This window comes from Streptomyces sp. NPDC020845 (assembly GCF_044334165.1).
Taxonomy (GTDB): domain Bacteria; phylum Actinomycetota; class Actinomycetes; order Streptomycetales; family Streptomycetaceae; genus Streptomyces.
In genome coordinates this window covers 410,951-431,413 of record NZ_JBIRSJ010000005.1, presented here as the reverse complement: position 1 = coordinate 431,413, position 20,463 = coordinate 410,951, and the positions used below count along the sequence as shown (strand labels likewise).

Annotated in this window: 18 protein-coding genes and 1 pseudogene; 13 read left to right on the top strand and 6 right to left on the bottom strand. The window is 70.7% G+C overall.

Annotation, left to right across the window (positions count from 1 at the left end):
* Positions 1-32: 32 nt before the first annotated feature.
* The 3 genes from ACH4U7_RS14950 (at position 33) to truA (ending at position 2,703) form a co-directional block, all read left to right on the top strand.
* The gene (locus ACH4U7_RS14950) at positions 33-1,055 is read left to right on the top strand and encodes a DNA-directed RNA polymerase subunit alpha (RefSeq protein WP_003966937.1); all 1,023 of its coding nucleotides are present in this window, start codon (positions 33-35) and stop codon (positions 1,053-1,055) included.
* 132 nt (positions 1,056-1,187) lie between these two features.
* On the top strand, positions 1,188-1,703 hold the full coding sequence (rplQ, locus tag ACH4U7_RS14945) for a 50S ribosomal protein L17 (protein WP_398528355.1): 516 nt from the start codon (positions 1,188-1,190) through the stop codon (positions 1,701-1,703).
* A gap of 121 nt (positions 1,704-1,824) precedes the next feature.
* Positions 1,825-2,703 carry a tRNA pseudouridine(38-40) synthase TruA gene (gene truA, locus ACH4U7_RS14940; RefSeq protein ID WP_398528354.1) on the top strand — a complete coding sequence of 293 codons (879 nt, stop codon included), beginning with the start codon at positions 1,825-1,827 and terminating at the stop codon, positions 2,701-2,703.
* Between the two features lie 4 nt (positions 2,704-2,707).
* Here the strand turns inward: truA and ACH4U7_RS14935 are convergent, their stop codons facing one another.
* A complete protein-coding gene (locus ACH4U7_RS14935) occupies positions 2,708-4,807 on the bottom strand; it encodes a glycosyltransferase (RefSeq protein WP_398528353.1) in 2,100 nt (699 codons plus the stop codon).
* A gap of 693 nt (positions 4,808-5,500) precedes the next feature.
* On the opposite strand from ACH4U7_RS14935, the gene ACH4U7_RS14930 reads away from it, so the two are divergent.
* Entirely contained in the window at positions 5,501-6,268 is a 768-nt protein-coding gene (locus tag ACH4U7_RS14930; RefSeq protein ID WP_398528352.1) for a hypothetical protein, read from the top strand.
* A 61-nt stretch (positions 6,269-6,329) separates the two neighbouring features.
* Here the strand turns inward: ACH4U7_RS14930 and ACH4U7_RS14925 are convergent, their stop codons facing one another.
* Entirely contained in the window at positions 6,330-7,199 is an 870-nt protein-coding gene (locus ACH4U7_RS14925; RefSeq protein WP_398528351.1) for a hypothetical protein, read from the bottom strand.
* 72 nt (positions 7,200-7,271) lie between these two features.
* On the opposite strand from ACH4U7_RS14925, the gene ACH4U7_RS14920 reads away from it, so the two are divergent.
* The 5 genes and pseudogenes from ACH4U7_RS14920 to glmM all read left to right on the top strand — a co-directional run bounded on the left by ACH4U7_RS14920 (position 7,272) and on the right by glmM (position 12,028).
* Complete coding sequence (locus ACH4U7_RS14920) at positions 7,272-8,891, top strand: ABC-F family ATP-binding cassette domain-containing protein (protein WP_398528350.1); 1,620 nt, start codon at positions 7,272-7,274, stop codon at positions 8,889-8,891.
* A gap of 6 nt (positions 8,892-8,897) precedes the next feature.
* A pseudogene (locus ACH4U7_RS14915) lies at positions 8,898-9,255 on the top strand (ABC transporter ATP-binding protein); the annotation flags it as partial.
* Between the two features lie 270 nt (positions 9,256-9,525).
* Complete coding sequence (gene rplM, locus ACH4U7_RS14910; protein WP_319687995.1) at positions 9,526-9,969, top strand: 50S ribosomal protein L13; 444 nt, start codon at positions 9,526-9,528, stop codon at positions 9,967-9,969.
* A gap of 40 nt (positions 9,970-10,009) precedes the next feature.
* Positions 10,010-10,513: a 30S ribosomal protein S9 gene (rpsI, locus tag ACH4U7_RS14905; protein ID WP_398528349.1), complete on the top strand. Its 504-nt coding sequence runs from the start codon at positions 10,010-10,012 to the stop codon at positions 10,511-10,513.
* A gap of 156 nt (positions 10,514-10,669) precedes the next feature.
* Positions 10,670-12,028 carry a phosphoglucosamine mutase gene (gene glmM / locus ACH4U7_RS14900; protein ID WP_398528348.1) on the top strand — a complete coding sequence of 453 codons (1,359 nt, stop codon included), beginning with the start codon at positions 10,670-10,672 and terminating at the stop codon, positions 12,026-12,028.
* On the opposite strand, the gene ACH4U7_RS14895 is transcribed toward glmM, so the two are convergent.
* The 3 genes from ACH4U7_RS14895 to ACH4U7_RS14885 form a co-directional block, all read right to left on the bottom strand.
* Positions 12,025-12,963 carry a DUF389 domain-containing protein gene (locus ACH4U7_RS14895; protein WP_398528347.1) on the bottom strand — a complete coding sequence of 313 codons (939 nt, stop codon included), beginning with the start codon at positions 12,961-12,963 and terminating at the stop codon, positions 12,025-12,027. The two genes, glmM and ACH4U7_RS14895, sit on opposite strands and share 4 nt — an antisense overlap.
* A gap of 21 nt (positions 12,964-12,984) precedes the next feature.
* Entirely contained in the window at positions 12,985-14,034 is a 1,050-nt protein-coding gene (coaA, locus tag ACH4U7_RS14890) for a type I pantothenate kinase (RefSeq protein ID WP_398528346.1), read from the bottom strand.
* A 118-nt stretch (positions 14,035-14,152) separates the two neighbouring features.
* Positions 14,153-14,974, bottom strand: a complete 822-nt coding sequence (locus tag ACH4U7_RS14885; RefSeq protein WP_398528345.1) for a hypothetical protein — start codon at positions 14,972-14,974, stop codon at positions 14,153-14,155.
* 156 nt (positions 14,975-15,130) lie between these two features.
* On the opposite strand from ACH4U7_RS14885, the gene glmS reads away from it, so the two are divergent.
* Both glmS and ACH4U7_RS14875 read left to right on the top strand, forming a co-directional pair.
* On the top strand, positions 15,131-16,978 hold the full coding sequence (glmS, locus tag ACH4U7_RS14880; RefSeq protein ID WP_398528344.1) for a glutamine--fructose-6-phosphate transaminase (isomerizing): 1,848 nt from the start codon (positions 15,131-15,133) through the stop codon (positions 16,976-16,978).
* Between the two features lie 7 nt (positions 16,979-16,985).
* Positions 16,986-17,354 carry a holo-ACP synthase gene (locus ACH4U7_RS14875; protein WP_398528343.1) on the top strand — a complete coding sequence of 123 codons (369 nt, stop codon included), beginning with the start codon at positions 16,986-16,988 and terminating at the stop codon, positions 17,352-17,354.
* Positions 17,355-17,573: 219 nt separating this feature from the next.
* On the opposite strand, the gene bla is transcribed toward ACH4U7_RS14875, so the two are convergent.
* Positions 17,574-18,503, bottom strand: coding sequence for a class A beta-lactamase (gene bla, locus ACH4U7_RS14870; protein ID WP_398528342.1), 930 nt, complete (start codon positions 18,501-18,503; stop codon positions 17,574-17,576).
* A 129-nt stretch (positions 18,504-18,632) separates the two neighbouring features.
* Here bla and ACH4U7_RS14865 point away from each other — a divergent pair, with 129 nt between their 5' ends.
* Positions 18,633-19,514 carry a LysR family transcriptional regulator gene (locus tag ACH4U7_RS14865; RefSeq protein ID WP_398528341.1) on the top strand — a complete coding sequence of 294 codons (882 nt, stop codon included), beginning with the start codon at positions 18,633-18,635 and terminating at the stop codon, positions 19,512-19,514.
* Positions 19,511-20,410: a serine hydrolase gene (locus ACH4U7_RS14860; RefSeq protein ID WP_398528340.1), complete on the top strand. Its 900-nt coding sequence runs from the start codon at positions 19,511-19,513 to the stop codon at positions 20,408-20,410. Before ACH4U7_RS14865 ends, ACH4U7_RS14860 begins: the two co-directional genes overlap by 4 nt.
* The last annotated feature ends 53 nt before the right edge of the window (positions 20,411-20,463 follow it).

Genomic DNA, 20,463 nt, shown 5'->3' with positions numbered 1-20,463 from the left:
GCGGGCGCCCACGACTGAAGGATCGAAACACCATGCTGATCGCTCAGCGTCCTTCGTTGACCGAAGAGGTCGTCGACGAATTCCGCTCCCGGTTCGTGATCGAGCCGCTGGAGCCGGGCTTCGGCTACACCCTCGGCAACTCCCTGCGTCGTACGCTTCTCTCCTCGATCCCCGGTGCGGCTGTCACCAGCATCCGGATCGACGGGGTCCTGCACGAGTTCACCACCGTGCCGGGCGTCAAGGAGGACGTCACCGACCTCATCCTCAACATCAAGCAGCTGGTCGTCTCCTCCGAGCACGACGAGCCGGTCGTGATGTACCTGCGCAAGCAGGGCCCCGGCCTGGTCACCGCCGCCGACATCGCCCCGCCGGCCGGTGTCGAGGTGCACAACCCCGACCTGGTCCTGGCCACGCTGAACGGCAAGGGCAAGCTGGAGATGGAGCTGACCGTCGAGCGCGGTCGCGGCTATGTCTCCGCCGTCCAGAACAAGCAGGTCGGCCAGGAGATCGGCCGGATCCCGGTCGACTCCATCTACTCGCCGGTGCTCAAGGTCACCTACAAGGTCGAGGCGACCCGTGTCGAGCAGCGCACCGACTTCGACAAGCTGATCGTCGACGTCGAGACCAAGCAGGCGATGCGTCCGCGCGACGCCATGGCCTCCGCCGGTAAGACCCTGGTCGAGCTGTTCGGTCTCGCCCGCGAGCTGAACATCGACGCCGAGGGCATCGACATGGGCCCGTCCCCGACGGACGCCGCCCTGGCCGCCGATCTGGCGCTGCCGATCGAGGAGCTCGAGCTCACCGTCCGCTCGTACAACTGCCTCAAGCGCGAGGGCATCCACTCCGTGGGTGAGCTCGTGGCGCGGTCCGAGGCGGACCTGCTCGACATCCGCAACTTCGGCGCCAAGTCGATCGACGAGGTCAAGGCCAAGCTGGCCGGTATGGGCCTGGCGCTCAAGGACAGCCCGCCCGGGTTCGACCCGACCGCTGCCGCGGACGCGTTCGGCGCGGACGACGACGCGGACGCCGGTTTCGTCGAGACCGAGCAGTACTGAGCCCTGGGGCCCCGAGCTCTGAGTTCTGAGCTGGGGGCCCTGAGGCTGTGCCTGAAGACTTCCGGCGGGCGTTCGCCCGTCGGTAACTGACACCGGTACCTCATACGGCCGGTGCAGACCAAAGGAGAAACAATGCCGAGGCCCACCAAGGGCGCCCGTCTGGGCGGCAGCGCGGCGCACGAGCGGCTGATGCTGGCGAACCTCGCCACCTCGCTGTTCGAGCACGGCCGCATCAAGACCACCGAGGCGAAGGCCCGCCGCCTGCGCCCGGTCGCGGAGAAGCTGATCACCAAGGCGAAGAAGGGTGACCTTCACAACCGCCGTCTGGTGCTGCAGACCATCCGTGACAAGAGCGTGGTGCACACCCTCTTCACGGAGATCGGCCCGCGCTACGAGAACCGGCCGGGTGGCTACACCCGCATCACCAAGATCGGTAACCGCCGTGGCGACAACGCTCCCATGGCGATCATCGAGCTGGTCGAGGCGCTGACCGTGCAGCAGCAGGCTGTCGGCGAGGCCGAGGCCGCCACCAAGCGCACCGCGAAGGACGCTGCCGGCGACCAGGCGCTCGAGGGCCTGAAGAAGGACGAGGCTCCGGCGGAGGCCGCCGAGGCTGAGGCCCCGGCGGAGGAGTCCAAGGACGCCTGAGTCTGTCCCCGCTTGCGCGGGGGTGAGCCGGACGCCTGAGCGTCTGACGGCTTGAGGTGACGGACGGGCCCGCTCCCAGCGACTTGGGGGCGGGCCCGTCCCGCATGGAGAGGATTTCTGGGTGACGGACGAGGCGCCCGAAGGCTATGTACGCGTCCGGCTGAACCTGTCGTACGACGGCACGGACTTCTCGGGCTGGGCCAAGCAGCGCGGCCGGGACACGGTGCGCACCGTACAGGGCGAGCTGGAGAGCGCCCTGCGGGTCGTCATGCGCATGCAGGACCCGGTGGAGCTGACGGTCGCGGGCCGCACCGACGCCGGCGTCCACGCGCGCGGCCAGGTCGCCCATGTCGACCTCCCTGAGCCCGTCTGGGCCGAGCACCGCGAGAAGCTGCTGCGCCGCCTGGCCGGCCGGCTTCCGCACGACATACGCGTCTGGTCCGTCGCCGAGGCCCCGCCCGGCTTCAACGCCCGCTTCTCCGCCATCTGGCGCCGCTACGCCTACCGCGTCGTCGACCACCCCGGCGGCGTCGACCCGCTGCTGCGCGGCCATGTGCTGTGGCACGACTGGCCGCTGGACGTGGACGCCATGAACGAGGCCGCGCAGAAGCTGCTCGGGGAGCACGACTTCGCGGCGTACTGCAAGAAGCGCGACGGCGCCACCACCATCCGCACCCTCCAGCGGCTGAGCTGGGAGCGCGGCCCCGACGGCATCATCACGGCGACCGTGCGGGCCGATGCCTTCTGCCACAACATGGTCCGGGCCCTGGTCGGCGCCCTTCTCTTCGTCGGCGACGGCCACCGCCCGGCGGACTGGCCCGCCAAGGTGCTGGCCGCCGGGGTGCGCGACTCCGCGGTCCATGTCGTCCGCCCCCATGGGCTGACCCTCGAAGAGGTCGGCTACCCCGCCGATGGCCAACTCGCCGCCCGCAACCGCGAGGCGCGCAACAAGCGGACGCTGCCGCTGGCGCATCCTGCGCCAGGGGCGGGCTGCTGCTGAGGTGTCACGCCGGGAGGGTGACGGCCAGGTTGTTCGCCTTGGTCAGGTAGGGGCGGACCCCGTCGGTGACCGGGTAGAGGTCCGTCTTGTTGCGGTCGACGATGTCCCCCAGGATCCGGCCGACCCGGAGCGGAGCGGCGTCGCCCGCGACCGCGGCGCCATCCGGGGTGAGACGGAGCGTCAGATCCCATACCGGCGCCTTGGCTGAGTGCGCGTCGGCTTCGCGGATCCGCTCGTACGGGACGGTGAAGCGGAAGTCGGCCGGGCCGAGGGCCGTGACGGGGATGGTGAAGGCGCTCGACGCGCCGCCGCGCGGAACGGCCCAGACGGTGGGGGCCGCGTCCGCCGGGAAGGCGGTGCCGTGCAGGGTGCCCGCCACGCTGATCGCCTCGGCGTCGGCGTGGATCGTACGGGCCTCGGCGTGGGCCCGGCGGCGCCAGGTGCGCAGCGCGAGATGGCCGCCCACGGTGCGGTACGGGATCCACCAGGAGAACGGGGCGTCGGGCAGCGGCTCGAGGTCCAGCAGGCCGCGCCCCTCCGCGAAGCGGCAGTCCACGCGGCGGCGGGCGCCGTCGCCCGGCCGTACGACGTGCAGATCCCAGCGGCCCTCGGCGAGGGTGAGGGCGCGGCGGTCGAGCAGCGCGGTCCAGGGGGCGTCGTCGGTGGCGGGGGGACGCAGGGGCAGGGTGAGCGGGGCCGTCCCCTGGCCGTCGTGGTAGTCGCGGCGGGTGAGGGTGAGCGCGAGATCGGTGCCGCGCATGTCCGTGCGGTCGATCAGGACGGTCAGATTGCCGTCCGCGTCGACGCGGCAGGAGGCGCTGGGGCGCAACGGCTTGCGGATCAGCTGTTTGACCGCGCCCTTGAGGGTGGTCTTCAGGGGCGACGCCATCGCCAAGGGGCTGCGGAGCCCCAGCAGCGGACCGCGTGCGCGGCGGGTGGCCGGGACGGCCGCGCCGCGCGCCTCGTAGAGCTCCGTGAACAGCTGCTCGTACGCCTGCGCCACGCGCTCCGGCACATACCGCCGCGCCGCCGTGCGCGCCGCCGCGCCCATCGCGCGGCGCAGCTCGTCGTCCTCGATCAGGCTCAGCAGCCCCTTGGCGATGGCGTCGCTGTCGCCGACGGGGACGAGGAGGCCGTCCCGGCCGTGCGTGATGATCTCGCCGGGCCCGTGCGGGCAGTCGGTGGCGACGACGGGCACACCGCAGTGCATGGCCTCCACGATCGTCATCCCGAACGACTCCTCGCGCGAGGTGACGGCGGCGATCGAGCCCTTGGCCCACTCGGTCTCGATGGGGGAGTGGGCGCCCATGAGCGTGATGTGGTCGGCCAGGCCGAGCTCGTCGATCCGGCGGCGGAGTACGGGCTGCTGGGGGCCTCGGCCGTAGATGCGCAGATGCCAGTCGGGGTGCTTGGCGGCGACCGTGGCCCAGGCCTCCACCAGCAGGTCGTACCGCTTGACGGGGATGAGCCGCCCGGCCGCCACGACCAGCTTCGCCGAGGAGTCCGAGGGCTCCACTTCCGTGGCGGGGACCCCGTTGGGCAGCCCGACGATCCGGGTGGTCACGCCGGGCAGATGGGCGCGGTGCGTCCCGGCGTCGGCCTCCGAGACGGTGGTGTACGCGTCCAGCCGGGCGATCGCGGCGTCGCAGGCGGCGCGGAGCGACGCCTGGTGGGTGCCGTAGATCCGGTGCTCCTGCCCGATCCGCACATAGCGGCGCTGCCCGAACTCGGCGAGGTAGATCACCAGCCCGGGGCGGGTCGCGATGACCACGTCCGCGTCGGTGTCCGCGAGGTATGCGGCGATGCGCTGGTCGGTCAGCGCGTTGAAGTTCGTGGTGCCCTTCGCCTCGGCGGCCGGGATATGCGAAGTGGGCTGTTCGAGAAGGGCGTTGTCCGCGTCGCTCCCCTTCGCCTCCGGGCGCCGGTCGATCAGCGGGGTGATCCGGACGGCGGGGTGGAGGGGGAGACTGGGCGCGCTGTGGGTCCGCATGACGGTGACGATCTCGACCGTATGGCGGGCCGCGAGCGCGCTTGCCATATTGAAGGTCGTGCGGATGGTGCCGCCTATTCCGTACGCGTTGTGCAGCAGAAATGAGATCTTCATGGTGATGTGCGCACGGCCGGGGCAACCCCGCCGCGCGTCGGCCCCCCTCCGGCCCGAGTCTCTGCGCTGATACCGCCTGCCCGGCTTGGTCAGGGCCGGTACGGGGCGGTTTTGTTCGTTAAGACAGAGCACCGAGGGAAAGGTTGCTTTTGCGGCAGGTGATATGCGATGCCCCACATCTGAGTTATCCGGTACAACCCTCCGCGGGGGTTGCGTGTCGGGGCATCCCGGGAATCCCCGGGTCCGCTGCGGGAAACAGGGTGGACTGGCACCGATTCAGCAAGGAGTGGCGACTGCCGTTCGGTAGAGGACGCTCTCGGTCCGGTCCCATGACCAGCCGTTCTCGATCACCAAGGTGCGCCAGCCGGTGGGGCCGAACCAGAACCACAGCAGGCCGGGCTGTGTCCTCCACGGTGCAAGGCGAGCGACCGGACGAGCCGCCCGCGCGGCCGCACACGTCGCGGCACAGGCGGCCGGCAGCGGGAAGGGCCGAATCTCGCTCACGATCGGGACGGCCTCTGCCATGCTCGGGGGATTCCGTGCCGCCGGGCCGTTGCGATCTCGTGATTCGGCGTTGCGCAACCTTTTCGGCGATATCGGATTGTCATGGAAATCTCTGTTCGACCAGGTGCAACCCGATGTTTGATGACCTCAACCGCGATCGCGGGAGAGTCAACCAAGGATGGACAAAACGTGAGTAAGTCTGTGTCGCGCGTCGTGTTGGCGGTCACGGCCGTGGCGGCGCTGGGGTTGGTGACCGCGTGCGGCGGCGACTCCGACGGTGACAAGAAGTCCGACAAGTCGTCGGAGAAGTCGGCTGAGAAGACGCCGGCGGCGGAGCAGCAGGCCGCGCCGCTGCCGAAGGCCGCGCTGGAGAAGGCCGTGGTCGTGAAGGCCGACATCAAGGGCTTCGACGTCGAGAAGATGACGGACAAGGAGTACTCGGACGGCGGGGAGGCGAAGGCCGCGGACGCCAAGTGCCAGCCGCTGGCGCAGTTGATGGGGGCTCAGACGAACCCGGCGCCGAAGGACTCGGCGTACGCGACGTTCTCCTCGGCCGGGGCGCTGACCGGCAGCGGCAAGGGCACGGGGACCGCCACGGGCATGATCCGGCTGTCCTCGTACGCGGAGGCCGGCGCCGAGCAGACCGTATCGGACCTGCGGGGCGCTCTCGCGGCCTGCGCCGGTGGGTTCAAGGCGACTGACGGGAGCGGCGAGAAGGCGGACGTCGCGAAGGTGGAGACGCTGACCGCGCCGAAGCTCGGCGACGAGGCGCTGGCCTACACCTTGGCCGAGGCGGGCACGGAGGACGTCGGCACCGTGAAGTTCACGGTCGTGCGCTCCGGTACGCACCTGTCCGTGTTCTTCGGCGTCGACATCGCGAACCCCACCAAGCCCCTCCTCCCGGACGCCGTGGTCGCGGCGCAGGTCGCCAAGTTGGAGAAGGCGCTGAAGGCGTAACAGAGCGCCGCCGTCCGCCAGTGCCCGGCCGCGGAGCCGGGTACGGGCCGGGCGGCGGCTTCTAGTCGGTGGCCGTCGCCGCCGCTGACGCCTGCTGGTTGCCGCGCTCCAGGATGCGGCGGAAGGCGTAGTCCGCGATATCGCGTCCCGCCCCCACCGCCTTGGTGTCGCTGCTGGTCACGTCCGTGCCGGAGGTGTAGCCGGCGATGGTGAAGTAGGCGTAGCGGCCGATGGCGTTGGCGGATGCCTGGCAGTCGGCCTGGCGGCAGAAGACGGGTACGCCGTCGCCGGCGAGGGACGCCACATTGGGCCCCGACTGATTCTTGGCCCGCTCCGCCGCCGCCTTGGTGTCGAAGACGGCGATGCCGACGGTGACCGCGACGCCGTCCTTGGAGAAGGTCGCGCGGAACAGTTGGCGGCAGCCGTTGTTGGTGAGGACGGAGCCGAGGCCGCCCTGGGCCGCCGTCGCGCAGTTCTTCGTGGCGGCGGTCGCGGCCTTGGAGTACTCATGGCCGTTCCCGACGGCCTTGTCACCGGGGAAGAGGGTGCCGGTGCTGATCGGCGCCTTGTCCCGCTTCGCGCTGGAGATGATGTCCAGCGGCTTCGGCGGGGCCGGTGGGGCCACATCGGAGAACGTGGGCTCGGGGGTGGGGGACTCGCTGGGCAGGTCCTGCGGCGCGGGCAGCTGACTGGCGGACTTGTCGGACTTGCCGGAGTCGCCCTTGCCGCCGCTGCTGATCACGGCCGTGGCGACGATCGCCGCCACGGCGGCCGTCGCGAGCACACCGCCGCCGATGAACAGCAGCTTGCGGCGGCGGCCGCGCCTTGCGGTGTCGTCGGCGAGCGCCGCCCAGTCGGGCGTCGGCGGTTGGGATCCCCCGGGCCCGTAGCCTCCCCCGGGCCCGTAAGGCCCCCCTTGCCCAAAGCTCATGGCGCGCATCTTAATCCGGTCGGGTGCTAAACCGGTTGGTCCGGTACACCGCCAGAGGTCACAATCCGGTGCATGGGACATGTGGAGGCGGGCCATCTCGAGTACTACCTCCCGGATGGGCGGGTGCTGCTCGGGGATGTGTCGTTCCGGGTCGGTGAGGGCGCCGCGGTCGCGCTGGTGGGGGCCAACGGCGCGGGGAAGACCACGCTGCTGAGGCTGATCGCGGGGGAGCTCAAGCCGCACGGTGGAGCGGTGACGGTCAGCGGCGGGCTCGGGGTGATGCCGCAGTTCGTGGGGTCCGTACGGGACGACCGGACGGTGCGGGACCTGCTGGTGTCGGTCGCGCGGCCGGGGATCCGGAAGGCCGCCGGGGCGGTGGACGCGGCCGAGTACGCGATCATGACCAAGGATGACGAGCCCGCGCAGATGAGTTACGCGCAGGCGCTCAGCGACTGGGCCGAGGCGGGCGGGTACGAGGCCGAGACGGTGTGGGACATGTGCACCATGGCCGCGCTCGGTGTCCCGTACGAGCGGGCGCAGTGGCGCCAGGTGCGGACGCTGTCGGGCGGTGAGCAGAAGCGGCTGGTGCTGGAGTCGCTGCTGCGCGGCGCCGACGAGGTGCTGCTGCTGGACGAGCCGGACAACTATCTGGACGTCCCCGGCAAGCGGTGGCTGGAGGAGCGGCTGCGGGAGACGAAGAAGACGGTGCTGTTCGTCTCCCATGACCGGGAGCTGCTGGCGCGCTCCGCGGAGAAGATCATCAGCGTGGAGCCGGGCCCGGCGGGCAGCGACGTATGGGTGCACGGCGGCGGCTTCGGCACGTACCACCAGGCCCGTAAGGAGCGCTTCGCCCGCTTCGAGGAGCTGCGGCGGCGCTGGGACGAGGAGCACGCCAAGCTGCGGCAGCTGATGCTCACCTTCAAGCAGAAGGCGGCGTACAACTCGGACATGGCCAGCCGCTACCAGGCCGCGAAGACCCGGCTGCGGAAGTTCGAGGAGGCGGGCCCGCCGCAGGAGCCGCCGCGTGAGCAGGACATCCGGATGCGGCTGAAGGGCGGCCGGACCGGGGTGCGCGCGGTGACCTGCCAGGGGCTGGAGCTCACCGGGCTGATGAAACCGTTCGACCTGGAGGTCTTCTACGGGGAGCGGGTGGCCGTACTCGGCAGCAACGGCTCGGGGAAGTCGCACTTCCTGCGGCTGCTGGCGGGCGACGGGGTCGCGCATACGGGCGTCTGGAAGCTGGGGGCGCGGGTGGTGCCCGGACACTTCGCGCAGACCCACGCCCACCCCGAGCTGGACGGGCGCCCCCTCGTCGACATCCTGTGGACCGAGCACGCCAAGGACCGGGGCGGCGCGATGAGCGCGCTGCGCCGCTATGAGCTGGAGCGCCAGGGCGACCAGCGCTTCGACAAGCTGTCGGGCGGGCAGCAGGCCCGCTTCCAGATCCTGCTGCTGGAGCTTGCGGGGTCCACCGCGCTGCTGCTGGACGAGCCGACGGACAACCTGGACCTGGAGAGCGCGGAGGCGCTGCAGGAGGGGCTTGAGCGGTACGAGGGGACGGTGCTGGCCGTTACGCACGACCGGTGGTTCGCCCGGTCCTTCGACCGCTTTTTGGTCTTCGGGGCGGACGGGGTGGTGCGGGAGGCGCCGGAGCCGGTCTGGGACGAGGGACGGGTGGCCCGTAAGAGGTGAGCCGCGGTGCGCCGCTGTGAGCTGGAGCGCCAGAGTGACCAGCGCTTCGGCAAGCTGTCGGGTGGGCAGCAGGCCTACGGGGGTCTGGGGGTGTCCCCCAGAAGGAAGGGGTCAGATCCTGCTGCTGGAGCTTGCGGGGTCCACCGCGCTGCTGCTGGACGAGCCGACGGACAACCTGGACCTGGAGAGCGCGGAGGCGCTGCAGGAGGGGCTTGAGCGGTACGAGGGGACGGTGCTGGCCGTTACGCACGACCGGTGGTTCGCCCGGTCCTTCGACCGCTTTTTGGTCTTCGGGGCGGACGGGGTGGTGCGGGAGGCGCCGGAGCCGGTCTGGGACGAGGGACGGGTGGCCCGTAAGAGGTGAGCGGTGCGGGAACGTGCCGGGGGCGTTTTGACCCGTACGGGGGCGGGCCGGTATTCTGCCAGTTCGTTATGCGTATTGGCTTGCTCGTTCTCACGTGAGAGGCCGTTACGCCGGTCCACCGGGCCGATGACCAGCGGCAGGCACTCGGTTTGCGTCACCGATGTGCGGCCAAGGCTGTCGTGATCGTCCGGGTGGCCTTGTTCGGACCCGTCCCCTCGGTCCTGGCGGACCTGGGGAGACCCCATCACTGAAGAAGCGAAGGCAACGACCGTGCGTACGTTCAGCCCCAAGCCCGGCGACGTCCAGCGTCAGTGGCACGTCATCGACGCCACCGACGTCGTCCTGGGCCGCCTGGCCTCTCAGGCCGCCACCCTTCTCCGGGGCAAGCACAAGCCGGTGTACGCGCCGCATGTCGACACTGGTGACTTCGTCATCATCATCAATGCCGACAAGGTGCACCTCTCCGGTAACAAGCGGACCCAGAAGATGGCGTACCGCCACTCCGGCTACCCGGGTGGTCTGCGTTCCATCCGCTACGACGAGCTGCTGGAGAAGAGCCCGGAGAAGGCCGTGGAGAAGGCCATCAAGGGCATGCTCCCCAAGAACACCCTGGGCCGTCAGATGCTCTCGAAGCTGAAGGTCTACGCGGGCGACCAGCACCCGCACGGCGCTCAGCAGCCGGTCCCGTTCGAGATCACCCAGGTCGCGCAGTAGTCCGGCCATCCCCTAAGACGAAGAGAATCTGAGGAGCATCGTGGCCGAGACCACCGCCGAGACCCCCCTCGATGTCGAGGAGTACACCACCGAGAGCGTGGAGACGATCGAGTCGGAGTACACCTCCGAGTCGCTCGCGTCCCGCTTCGGCGAGCCGCAGCCGGCCGCCGGCACCGGGCGTCGCAAGAACGCCATCGCCCGCGTCCGCATCGTGCCGGGCAGCGGCCAGTGGAAGATCAACGGTCGCACCCTTGAGGGGTACTTCCCCAACAAGGTGCACCAGCAGGAAGTCAACGAGCCCTTCAAGGTGCTCGAGCTGGACGACCGCTACGACGTCGTCGCCCGCATCACGGGTGGCGGCGTTTCCGGTCAGGCCGGTGCGCTGCGCCTGGGCATCGCCCGCGCGCTGAACGAGGCGGACGTGGACAACAACCGCGGCCCGCTGAAGAAGGCCGGCTTCCTGACCCGTGACGACCGCGCCACCGAGCGTAAGAAGGCCGGTCTGAAGAAGGCCCGTAAGGCGCCGCAGTACAGCAAGCGCTAATCGCGCGGCTGCGCTGCCCATACGGCGGCTTCGCTCGCCTGTTCGAACGCCTCGGCGGCACCACCCGTGCCGCCGGGGCGTTCGGCTATTCGCACCAGGGGGCGTATACCTACAAGCAAGCTTCCGCCCCCCAGCTCGTAATCTCGGAGGACACCAGTGGGACGACTCTTCGGTACGGACGGTGTGCGCGGTGTCGCCAACGCCGACCTGACGGCTGAGATGGCGCTCGGTCTGTCGGTCGCCGCGGCGCATGTGCTCGCCGAAGCGGGAACCTTCGAAGGCCATCGGCCGGTGGCGGTGGTCGGGAGGGATCCGCGCGCGTCCGGAGAGTTCCTGGAGGCCGCCGTGGTGGCCGGTCTTGCCAGTGCGGGTGTGGACGTGGAGCGGGTGGGCGTGCTGCCGACGCCCGCGGTGGCGTATCTGACCGGCGCGCGCGGCGCGGACCTGGGCGTGATGCTGTCCGCCAGCCACAACGCGATGCCCGACAACGGCATCAAGTTCTTCGCCCGAGGTGGCCACAAGCTCGCGGACGAGCTGGAGGACCGGATCGAGACCACCTATCGCGCGCATGCCTCCGGCGAGCCGTGGGTCCGGCCGACCGGCGCCGGCGTGGGCCGGGTGCGCGAGTACGGGGAGGGCTTCGACAAGTACGTCGCCCACCTCATCGGCGTCCTGCCCAACCGGCTGGACGGGCTGAAGGTCGTCATCGACGGGGCGCACGGCGCGGCCGCCCGGGTCTCCCCCGAGGCGTTCACCCGGGCCGGCGCCGAGGTCATCACCATCGGCACCGAGCCGGACGGGCTCAACATCAACGACGGCTACGGCTCCACCCACCTGGACCGGCTCCAGGCCGCCGTCGTCGAGCACCGGGCCGACCTGGGCATCGCACACGACGGCGACGCCGACCGCTGCCTGGCCGTGGACGCGGTGGGCGAGGAGGTCGACGGCGACCAGATCCTCGCGGTGCTCGCGCTCGCGCTGCGCGAGGCGGGCGGTCTGCGGGAGAACACGGTCGTCGGCACCGTGATGTCCAACCTCGGCTTCAAACTCGCCATGCGGCGCGAGGGCGTCGAACTGGTCCAGACGGCGGTCGGCGACCGCTATGTGCTGGAGGAGATGAAGGAGCACGGCTACGCCCTGGGCGGCGAGCAGTCCGGCCATGTCATCGTGCTCGACCACGCCACCACCGGCGACGGCACCCTGACCGGGCTGCTGCTGGCCGCCCGGGTGGCCGCCACCGGCCGTACGCTGGCCGACCTCGCGGCCGTCATGGAGCGGCTGCCCCAGGTGCTGATCAACGTCCGGGACGTGGACAAGTCCCGGGTCGCCTCCAGCGCCGAGCTGGCCGCGGCGGTGACGGACGCGGAGCGCGAGCTGGGCGAGACCGGGCGGGTGCTGCTGCGGCCGTCCGGGACCGAGCCCCTGGTGCGCGTGATGGTCGAGGCCGCGGACATCGACCAGGCCCGGTCGGTCGCGGAGCGCCTCGCGGACGCGGTGAAGTCCGCGCTCGGCTAGCGCCCGAGCGCGCGCTCTCGCTGCTTGGCCCACAGATACTTCTGGGCCAGCAGCGTGAGCGTGCCCGCGACCACGATCCCGGCCAGGTTCAGCAGCAGCTGCTCCGTCGAACCCCACATCTGGGCGATCTCGCCGTAGCCGAGCGCCACCGCCGCGTTGGCCGCGGCCGGCACCGTGGTGACGGAGATCGCCACGCCGACCAGCGCCCCGGACTTCGCCGAGGTCAGCGAGAGCGTTCCGGCGACCCCGGCGAGCAGGGCCACGACGAAGGAGAACATGTCCGGCTTCCAGATGAAGCCGGTGTTCGGCCGCGGCCGCTCCAGCTGGTCCTTGGAGAACAGCCCGAAGGCGTCCATGAGCACGCCGAAGCCCGTCGTCAGCACCATCGCCACCGCGAACCCCACGACCAGCGCGATCAGCGAGCGCGCCGCGAGCCGCGGGGCCCGCTGGACCAGCGCGGTGGACAGCCCGGCCAGCGGGCCGAACTCCGGGCCGACCGCCATCGCGCCCACGATCAGGATCGCGTTGTCCAGCACCACACCACAGGCCGCGATCATCGTGGCGATGGCGAGGAAGGCCAGGAAGGTGACGGAGAGCGTGGACTCCTCGTGGGTGGCCTCGGTCAGCTGCTCCCACAGGACGGCGTCCGCGCCCTCGCCCGGCGCCTCCTCCTCCGCCTTGTCGGCCCGCTTGGACAGCGACAGATCGATGTTCTCGACGGCGATCGAGCCATAGGTGTCCAGGCCCAGCGCGCGCAACTCGCCCAGCAGGGCGTCGCCCGCCTCGCGCGCCACGTCGACCAGCACCACGTCTCCCGCCGGGTTGCGCGCGACGCCAGGCATCACCACCAGGTGGGTGGTACCCACCGTCTTCTCCACGGTGCGCACCACCTCGTCGGTGCGGTCGGCCGGGACTATCAGCCGCAGATGCAGCACGGTGGTGCTCCCGTTCGTGTGTCAGAGTTTGCGCAGGGACAGCCGCTGGACCTTGTGGTCCGGGCCCTTGCGGAGCACCAGCGTGGCACGGCCACGGGTGGGCGCCACGTTCTGCTGCAGATTGGGCCTGTTGATGGTGCGCCACATCATCCGGGCGTAGTCCAGCGCCTCCTCCTCGGAGACCTGGGTGTACTTGCGGAAGTACGAGGACGGGTCCTGGAAGGCCGTCTCGCGCAGCTTGCGGAAGCGGCCCAGGTACCAGCGCTCGATGTCCTCGGCGCGGGCGTCCACGTACACGCTGAAGTCGAAGAAGTCCGCGAGGCCGACACGGGTGAGGCCGTCCTTGCCGGGCAGCGCGGGCTGGAGCACGTTCAGCCCCTCGACGATCAGGATGTCGGGGCGGCGTACGGTCAGCCGCTCGCCCGGCACGATGTCGTAGATGAGGTGGGAGTAGACGGGCGCCGAGACCTCCTCCTTGCCCGCCTTCACATCCGCGACGAACCGGGTCAGGGCCCTGCGGTCGTACGACTCCGGGAAGCCCTTACGGGACATCAGGCCGCGCCGGTGCAGCTCGGCGTTGGGGTGCAGAAAGCCGTCTGTGGTGATCAACTCGACGCGCGGATGCTCGGGCCAGCGGGCCAGCAGCGCCTGGAGCAGCCGGGCGGTGGTGGACTTGCCGACCGCGACGCTGCCCGCCACGCCGATCACGAAGGGCGTACCGGGCTGGGTGCCGTTGCCCTTCTTGGTGTCGCCGAGGAAGGTGTTGAGCGCGCCGCGCAGACTGCCCGTGGCGGCCACGTACAGATTCAGCAGCCGGGAGAGCGGCAGGTAGACGTCCCGTACCTCGTCGAGGTCGATGACGTCGCCGAGACCGCGCAGCCGCTCGACCTCCTCGGCGGTGAGCGGCAGCGGGGTCTTGTCCCGCAGCGCGCTCCACTCGGCGCGGGACAGATCCACGTACGGGCTCGGCTCCGGCCGCCGTGGGGTGCGGGGAGGGTGCTGGGGCGGTGAGTCGTGCTCCGGGTGTGCGGGGTGCGCGGGGTGCGCGTCCTGCGCGGGAGACGTGATCATCCTCTCATTGTCGGGGCTCGGCGCGGGTGCGTGGGGGCGGGCGGAGCGTGGGGTCCATCACGCGTGGCGTTCGCGTGGCGTTCACCACGCGCGGCTTTCGGCCGGCCGAGGCTTTCGGTCAGCCGAGCAGGACGCCGCCCTTCGAGGTCGCCGGGACGGTCCGGGAGGCGCCGGGCGCGGCGACCTTCACCGGCTTCCCGAACGCGGACAGCGTCATGGTGGTCGTGACGGACACCGTCGCCATGCGGTAGGTCATCTTCAGCCGCACCAGCCGGCCCTGGTGGTCCACCCAGGCGTCGGCGAAGACCGGCAGGTCGGTGCCCTGAGCATCCCGTATCTTCTCGGCGCCCTTCCGGGGCTTGTCGGCGAGGCGCAGGGTGAGGGTGGCGTGGTCGATCGAGCCCCGGTACCGGGTGGTGAGGGCTCCGCCGACGGTCTCGTCGGAGCCGAACCGCTCCACCTTGCGCATCGCGGAGATCTGGCGGAGGTAGTGCTCGGGGTCGTTGAGCGGGGCGCGGAGCAGATAGTGGGCCTCGACCTTGTCCCGCGCGACCGAACCCCAGGTGCCGTCGTCCGTGCCCTGGACCTGGCTGAGGTAGATGGTGTCGCCGTCGAAGATCTCGTCGACGTGGTCGATCGCGCCCCCCGGGAAGTCCACCGACAGCTTTCCCTTGTCCTTGGCCAGGTCGAAGGGGCCGTCGGCGGAGATGGTGTACCGGGTCTCCCCTTCGGCGATCGCCACGGTCTCGTGGATGTCGGCGCTCGTGCCGCGGACCTTCGCCACGGCGGCGCGGACGGCCTCGGTGGCCGTCTTTCCGGGGTCCTTCTTCGCGGCGGACTTCGTGTCGTCCTGCTCGTCGGAGGAGCATCCGGTGGCGAGCGTGAGCAGCGCGGTCGCGGTGGCGCAGGCTCTGAGGGCATGAGTGGTGGCGCGGCGCATGATTCCCCCCTGAAAGATGAGATGGGCGGCCTCCCGGCCGCCCATGCGCATTATGCATCGCCGTGGATGCCGGACGTGCGACGGATGACCGGCAGGTGGCGGATTGCGGGTGGGGGGTGGCTCGCGGGTGCGGCCACGGGCCGTACGCTGCACTGCATGTGCGGAATCGTTGGTTATGTGGGAGGGCAGTCCGCCCTCGATGTCGTCCTCGCCGGGTTGAAGCGGCTCGAATACCGCGGCTATGACTCGGCGGGCGTCGCCGTGCTCGCCGACGGTGGGCTGGCCGCGGCCAAGAAGGCCGGCAAGCTTGCCAACCTGGAGAAGGAGCTTGCGGACCGCCCGCTGCCCAGCGGTGGCACCGGCATCGGCCACACCCGCTGGGCCACCCACGGCGGTCCGACGGATGCCAACGCCCATCCGCACCTGGACAACGCGGGCCGGGTGTCCGTCGTCCACAACGGCATCATCGAGAACTTCGCCGCGCTCCGCGCCGAGCTGGCCGAGCGCGGCCACCAGCTGGCCTCCGAGACGGACACCGAGGTCGTGGCGCATCTGCTCGCCGAGTCCTTCTCGTCCTGCGGCGACCTCGCCGAGGCGATGCGGCAGGTCTGCCGCAGGCTGGAGGGCGCCTTCACGCTGGTCGCGGTGCATGCGGACGCGCCCGATGTGGTGGTCGGCGCGCGCCGCAACTCGCCGCTGGTCGTCGGCGTCGGCGAGGACGAGGCGTTTCTCGCCTCCGACGTGGCCGCCTTCATCGCCCACACCCGCGAGGCCATCGAGCTCGGCCAGGACCAGGTCGTCGAGGCGCGCCGGGACGGTGTGACGGTCACAAACTTCGACGGGGCGCCCGCGGAGGTCCGTACGTACCACGTGGACTGGGACGCCTCCGCCGCCGAGAAGGGCGGCTACGACTACTTCATGCTCAAGGAGATCGCCGAGCAGCCGAAGGCCGTCGCCGACACGCTGCTGGGGCGGATCGACGTGGCGGGGAACCTGACCCTGGACGAGGTCCGGATCCCGGCGTCGGTGCTGCGCGAGGTCGACAAGGTCGTCATCGTGGCCTGCGGCACCGCGTACCACGCGGGGATGATCGCGAAGTACGCCATCGAGCACTGGACCCGTATCCCCTGCGAGACCGAGCTGGCCAGCGAGTTCCGCTACCGTGACCCGATCCTGGACCCGCGGACGCTGGTGATCGCCATCTCGCAGTCCGGCGAGACCATGGACACGCTGATGGCCCTGCGGCACGCGCGCGAACAGGGCGCGAAGGTGCTCGCCATCTGCAACACCAACGGCTCCACGATTCCGCGTGAATCGGACGCCGTGCTGTACACCCACGCCGGGCCCGAGGTCGCGGTCGCCTCCACCAAGGCGTTCCTCACCCAGCTGGTGGCCTGCTACCTGGTGGCGCTGTACCTCGGGCAGGTGCGCGGCACCAAGTGGGGCGACGAGATCCAGTCCGTGATCCGCGAGCTGTCCGAGATCGGCACGCAGGTCGAGCAGGTGCTGGAGACCATGGAGCCGGTGCGGGAGCTGGCGCGGACGCTGGCCAACAAGAACACCGTGCTGTTCCTGGGCCGCCACGTCGGCTTCCCGGTCGCCCTGGAGGGCGCGCTCAAGCTCAAGGAACTCGCCTATATGCACGCCGAGGGCTTCGCGGCCGGTGAGCTCAAGCACGGGCCGATCGCGCTGATCGAGGAGGATCTGCCGGTCGTGGTGGTGGTGCCCTCGCCGCGTGGCCGGTCCGTCCTCCACGACAAGATCGTCTCCAATATCCAGGAGATCCGGGCCCGCGGCGCCCGGACGATCGTCATCGCCGAGCGCGGCGATACGACGGTGGCCCCGTACGCGGACCACCTGATCGAGATCCCCGCCACCCCGACCCTGCTGCAGCCCCTGGTCGCGACCGTGCCGCTGCAGGTCTTCGCATGCGAACTGGCCACGGCGCGCGGCAACGAGGTCGACCAGCCGCGCAACCTGGCCAAGTCCGTGACCGTGGAGTGAGCGGCCGATGATCATCGGGGTCGGCATCGACGTGGCCGAGATCGACCGCTTCGACGATGCGTTGCGGCGCACACCGGGGATGGCCGACCGGCTGTTCGTCCCGTCCGAGCTGACCCTGCCGAGCGGCGAGCGGCGCGGGATCGCGTCGCTCGCCGCCCGGTTCGCGGCCAAGGAAGCCCTGGCCAAGGCGCTCGGCGCACCGGGCGGGCTGCGCTGGACCGACGCGGAGGTGGAGACGGAGGCCAGCGGGCAGCCACGGCTGGCGGTGCGCGGGACGGTGGCGGCGCGGGCGGCGGAGCTGGGCGTACGGGCGTGGCATGTGTCGCTCAGCCATGACGCGGGGGTCGCGTCGGCGGTGGTGATCGCGGAGGGGTGAGCGGTTGCCCTGCGGGAGCGTGGGGGCGCGTGCTGTTCGTGGGTGGTGCCGGGGGCGGGGCCTCCGGGGCTGTCACCCTGGACCGCATATTTACGGCGCCGACACTCGGAAGCGCGGGGCCGGGCGGAACTTGGCGCCACAAATATGCGTAAGCGTCCAGGGCACCACCCCTGCACCCCCGCCCCCTCCCACGCCTCGGCGGCTCTCCGCCGGTGGCCCCTACGACAGCGTGTCGGCGACCACGGACGCCGCCTTGGCGATCAGCCTGTCGTCGGGTTCGGCGTCCTTCTTGCCGCGGTGCGACAGGATCGCGATCACGATGGGGGCCTTGTCGGGGGGCCACACCACGGCGATGTCGTTGCGACCGCCGTAGTAACTGCCGGTTCCGGTCTTGTCGCCGACCACCCAGCCCTTGGGCACACCGGCCCTGATGACCTTGTCGCCGGTTTTGTTGGTCCGCAGCCATTTGGTGAGCTGCGCGCGTTCGCCCTTGGCGAGGACGTCCCCGAGGACGAACGCGCGCAGGTCCTTCGCGAACGCCCGCGGAGTGGTGGTGTCCCGCAGCTCACCCGGCACCCATTCGCTCAGATACGGCTCGGGGCGATCCATCCGGGTGACGTCATCGCCCAACTTCTCGAGTGTGGCGTCGAGGGCCTTGGGCCCGCCGAGTTCCTTGAGGATCAGGTTGGCCGCGGCGTTGTCGCTGTAGCGGACGGCGGCGTCGCACAGCTCGCCCAGGGTCATCCCGGTGTCCACGTGCTTTTCGGTCACGGGGGAGTTGGCGATCAGCACGTCCTTGGAGTACGTGATTTTCCTGTCCATCCCGCTGAGCGAGAACTTCTTCAGGGCGGCACCGGCGGCCATGGCCTTGAAGGTGGAGTTGTACGCGAAGCGCTCGCCGTCGTTGTACACCACCTCACGGCCGGTGCCCGTGTCGATGGCGTAGACGCCCAGGCGCGCGTCGAACTTGTGCTCGAGATCCCTGAACTCACGGGCATACGACCCCGTCTGAGTGTTCGCCGCTTTCGAGGACGGAGAGGACGGAGAGGGCGAGGCCTTGGAACCGTCCTGGCCGCAGGCCGCGAGCGGGACGAGGGTGAGTGTGGCAAGCGCACCGCGAATGGCGCGCCGGGCGCGGATGTGCCGCATGGTCCGAACCTCCTGCGGGGGTGTGGCTGGTGGAGCCACTTTCGCCTCGCGGCAGCCATACGATCCAATACGATCGGGTGGGGTTCCATGCTGTTTTGGCATAGCGTCTTGGCATAGGGGGTGCTGGCTGTGGATCTGGTGGGAGCGTGTCGCGCGTTCGTCAGCGTGAGCGAGCGCGGCAGTTTCACCGTCGGAGCGGCCGCTGCTCGGATGTCCCAGCCGGTGGCCAGCCGCCGTATCGCCGCCCTGGAGGAGCGCTTCGGTGAGCAGCTGTTCGAGCGCACCTCGCGGCGGGCCGTCCTCACGCCCTTCGGCCGGGACATGCTGCCGACGGCCCGTCAGCTCGTCCTGGCCGCCGACGTACTGGAACACGAGGCGGAAGCCGCCAAGCGCAAGCCGTGGCGGCTCGCGGTGCCCGGAATCTGCTCCACCGTCGATCTGGCCCGCCTCGTCGCCGACGCGCGAGGACACGGCGTCACCCTCGAACTCCGCGTCGGGCCTTCGCCGCGGCGGCTGGAGCTCGTCCGCTCCCAACAGGTGCGCGCCGCCTTGCTTCCGGTGCCGCCGGACGAGGCGGCGTGGTCCGTACCGCTCGGGCTGGCCGGCGCCCGGGATCCCGGCGTGAAGCGCGTCTACGTCGAGACGCTGCGGATCGGGCGGGCCGACCCCGGCCCGCCCCGCCGTGTCTGGATCCAGCCGGAAGACGACGTCCCGCACGTCCGCGACCCGCTGACGCGTCTGCGCGACGCCGTCGGACTGCGGCCCGCGCAGCTCGTCGTCGCGGACGACCTCACGACCGCCGCGGCGGAGGTGCTGTGCTCACGCGATCTGCTGCTGTGCTCGCCCGCGCAGGCCCGGGAACTCGCCCTGAGCTGGCGCCCCATCGGCGAGATCGCGCTCACCCGGGGGTATGCCCTCACCGGCGCGGCGGCCGGCGATCCACAACACATCCAGGCTCGCTTGGGCGGCGCGATCGCACGCTGCCTCGGTGCCGAGGGGGCGGTCGCATGACCGAGGCGTTGCTCCGCGAGATGCGCGGGCGACTGCACGACGGTGGCCTGCGCGGGTATCTCCTCGTACGGGATCTGCACACCGGCGAAGAGCTGGGCATCGATTCGGATGTCCAGCTGCCGTCCGCGTCCCTGGTCAAGGTGCCGCTCGCGCTGGCGACGATGGAGCGCATCCGGCGCGGCGAGCTCGACGGGGCCACGATGCTCGACGTACGACCCGGGCGGATCACCACGCCCGGCCCGACCGGGCTGAGCCGATTCCGCCACCCCGCCCGGATCGCGATCGACGACCTGCTCTATCTGTCCACCTGCATCAGCGACGGAGCGGCCGCCGACGCGCTGTTCGGCCTCACCCCGCCCGCCCAGGTCGCGGACCTGCTCCACGAGCTCGACCTCCACGGCATCACCGTCCGGCACATCACGGACGAGCTGAGTGACACGCCCGTGGAACGCTTCGACACCACACAGGCACATCTCGCCCACGCCCTCGCCATCGACGCCGGCACCCACGGCCGTGGACACCGGGTGCCACAGCTCGACACCACCCGCGCCAACACCGGCAGCGCACGCGCCTGGGTCGAACTGCTCCAGGCCCTGTGGACGCCGTCGACGATCCACCCGGACGTAGCCGAGCGCGTGCGCCGCCTCATGGCCAACAACGTGCTACGCCACCGCCTCGCCCCGGACTTCGGCTCCGACGCCACCACCTGGTCCTCCAAGACCGGTACCCTCCTCAACCTCCGCCACGAGATCGGCGTCGTCGAGCACTCCGACGGCCAGGCCTTCGCCGTCGCCGTCCTGACCGAGTCCCTGGTCCCCGCCATCATTCAGCCCGGCGCCGAGGCTCTGATGGCCCAGGTCGCCCGGATGCTCCGTGATCACCTACGGCAGCTGTAGGCGCGCTGGTCGAGCGGTATCGTCGGCAGCCGCGCGGATGGTGCGGACTGTTT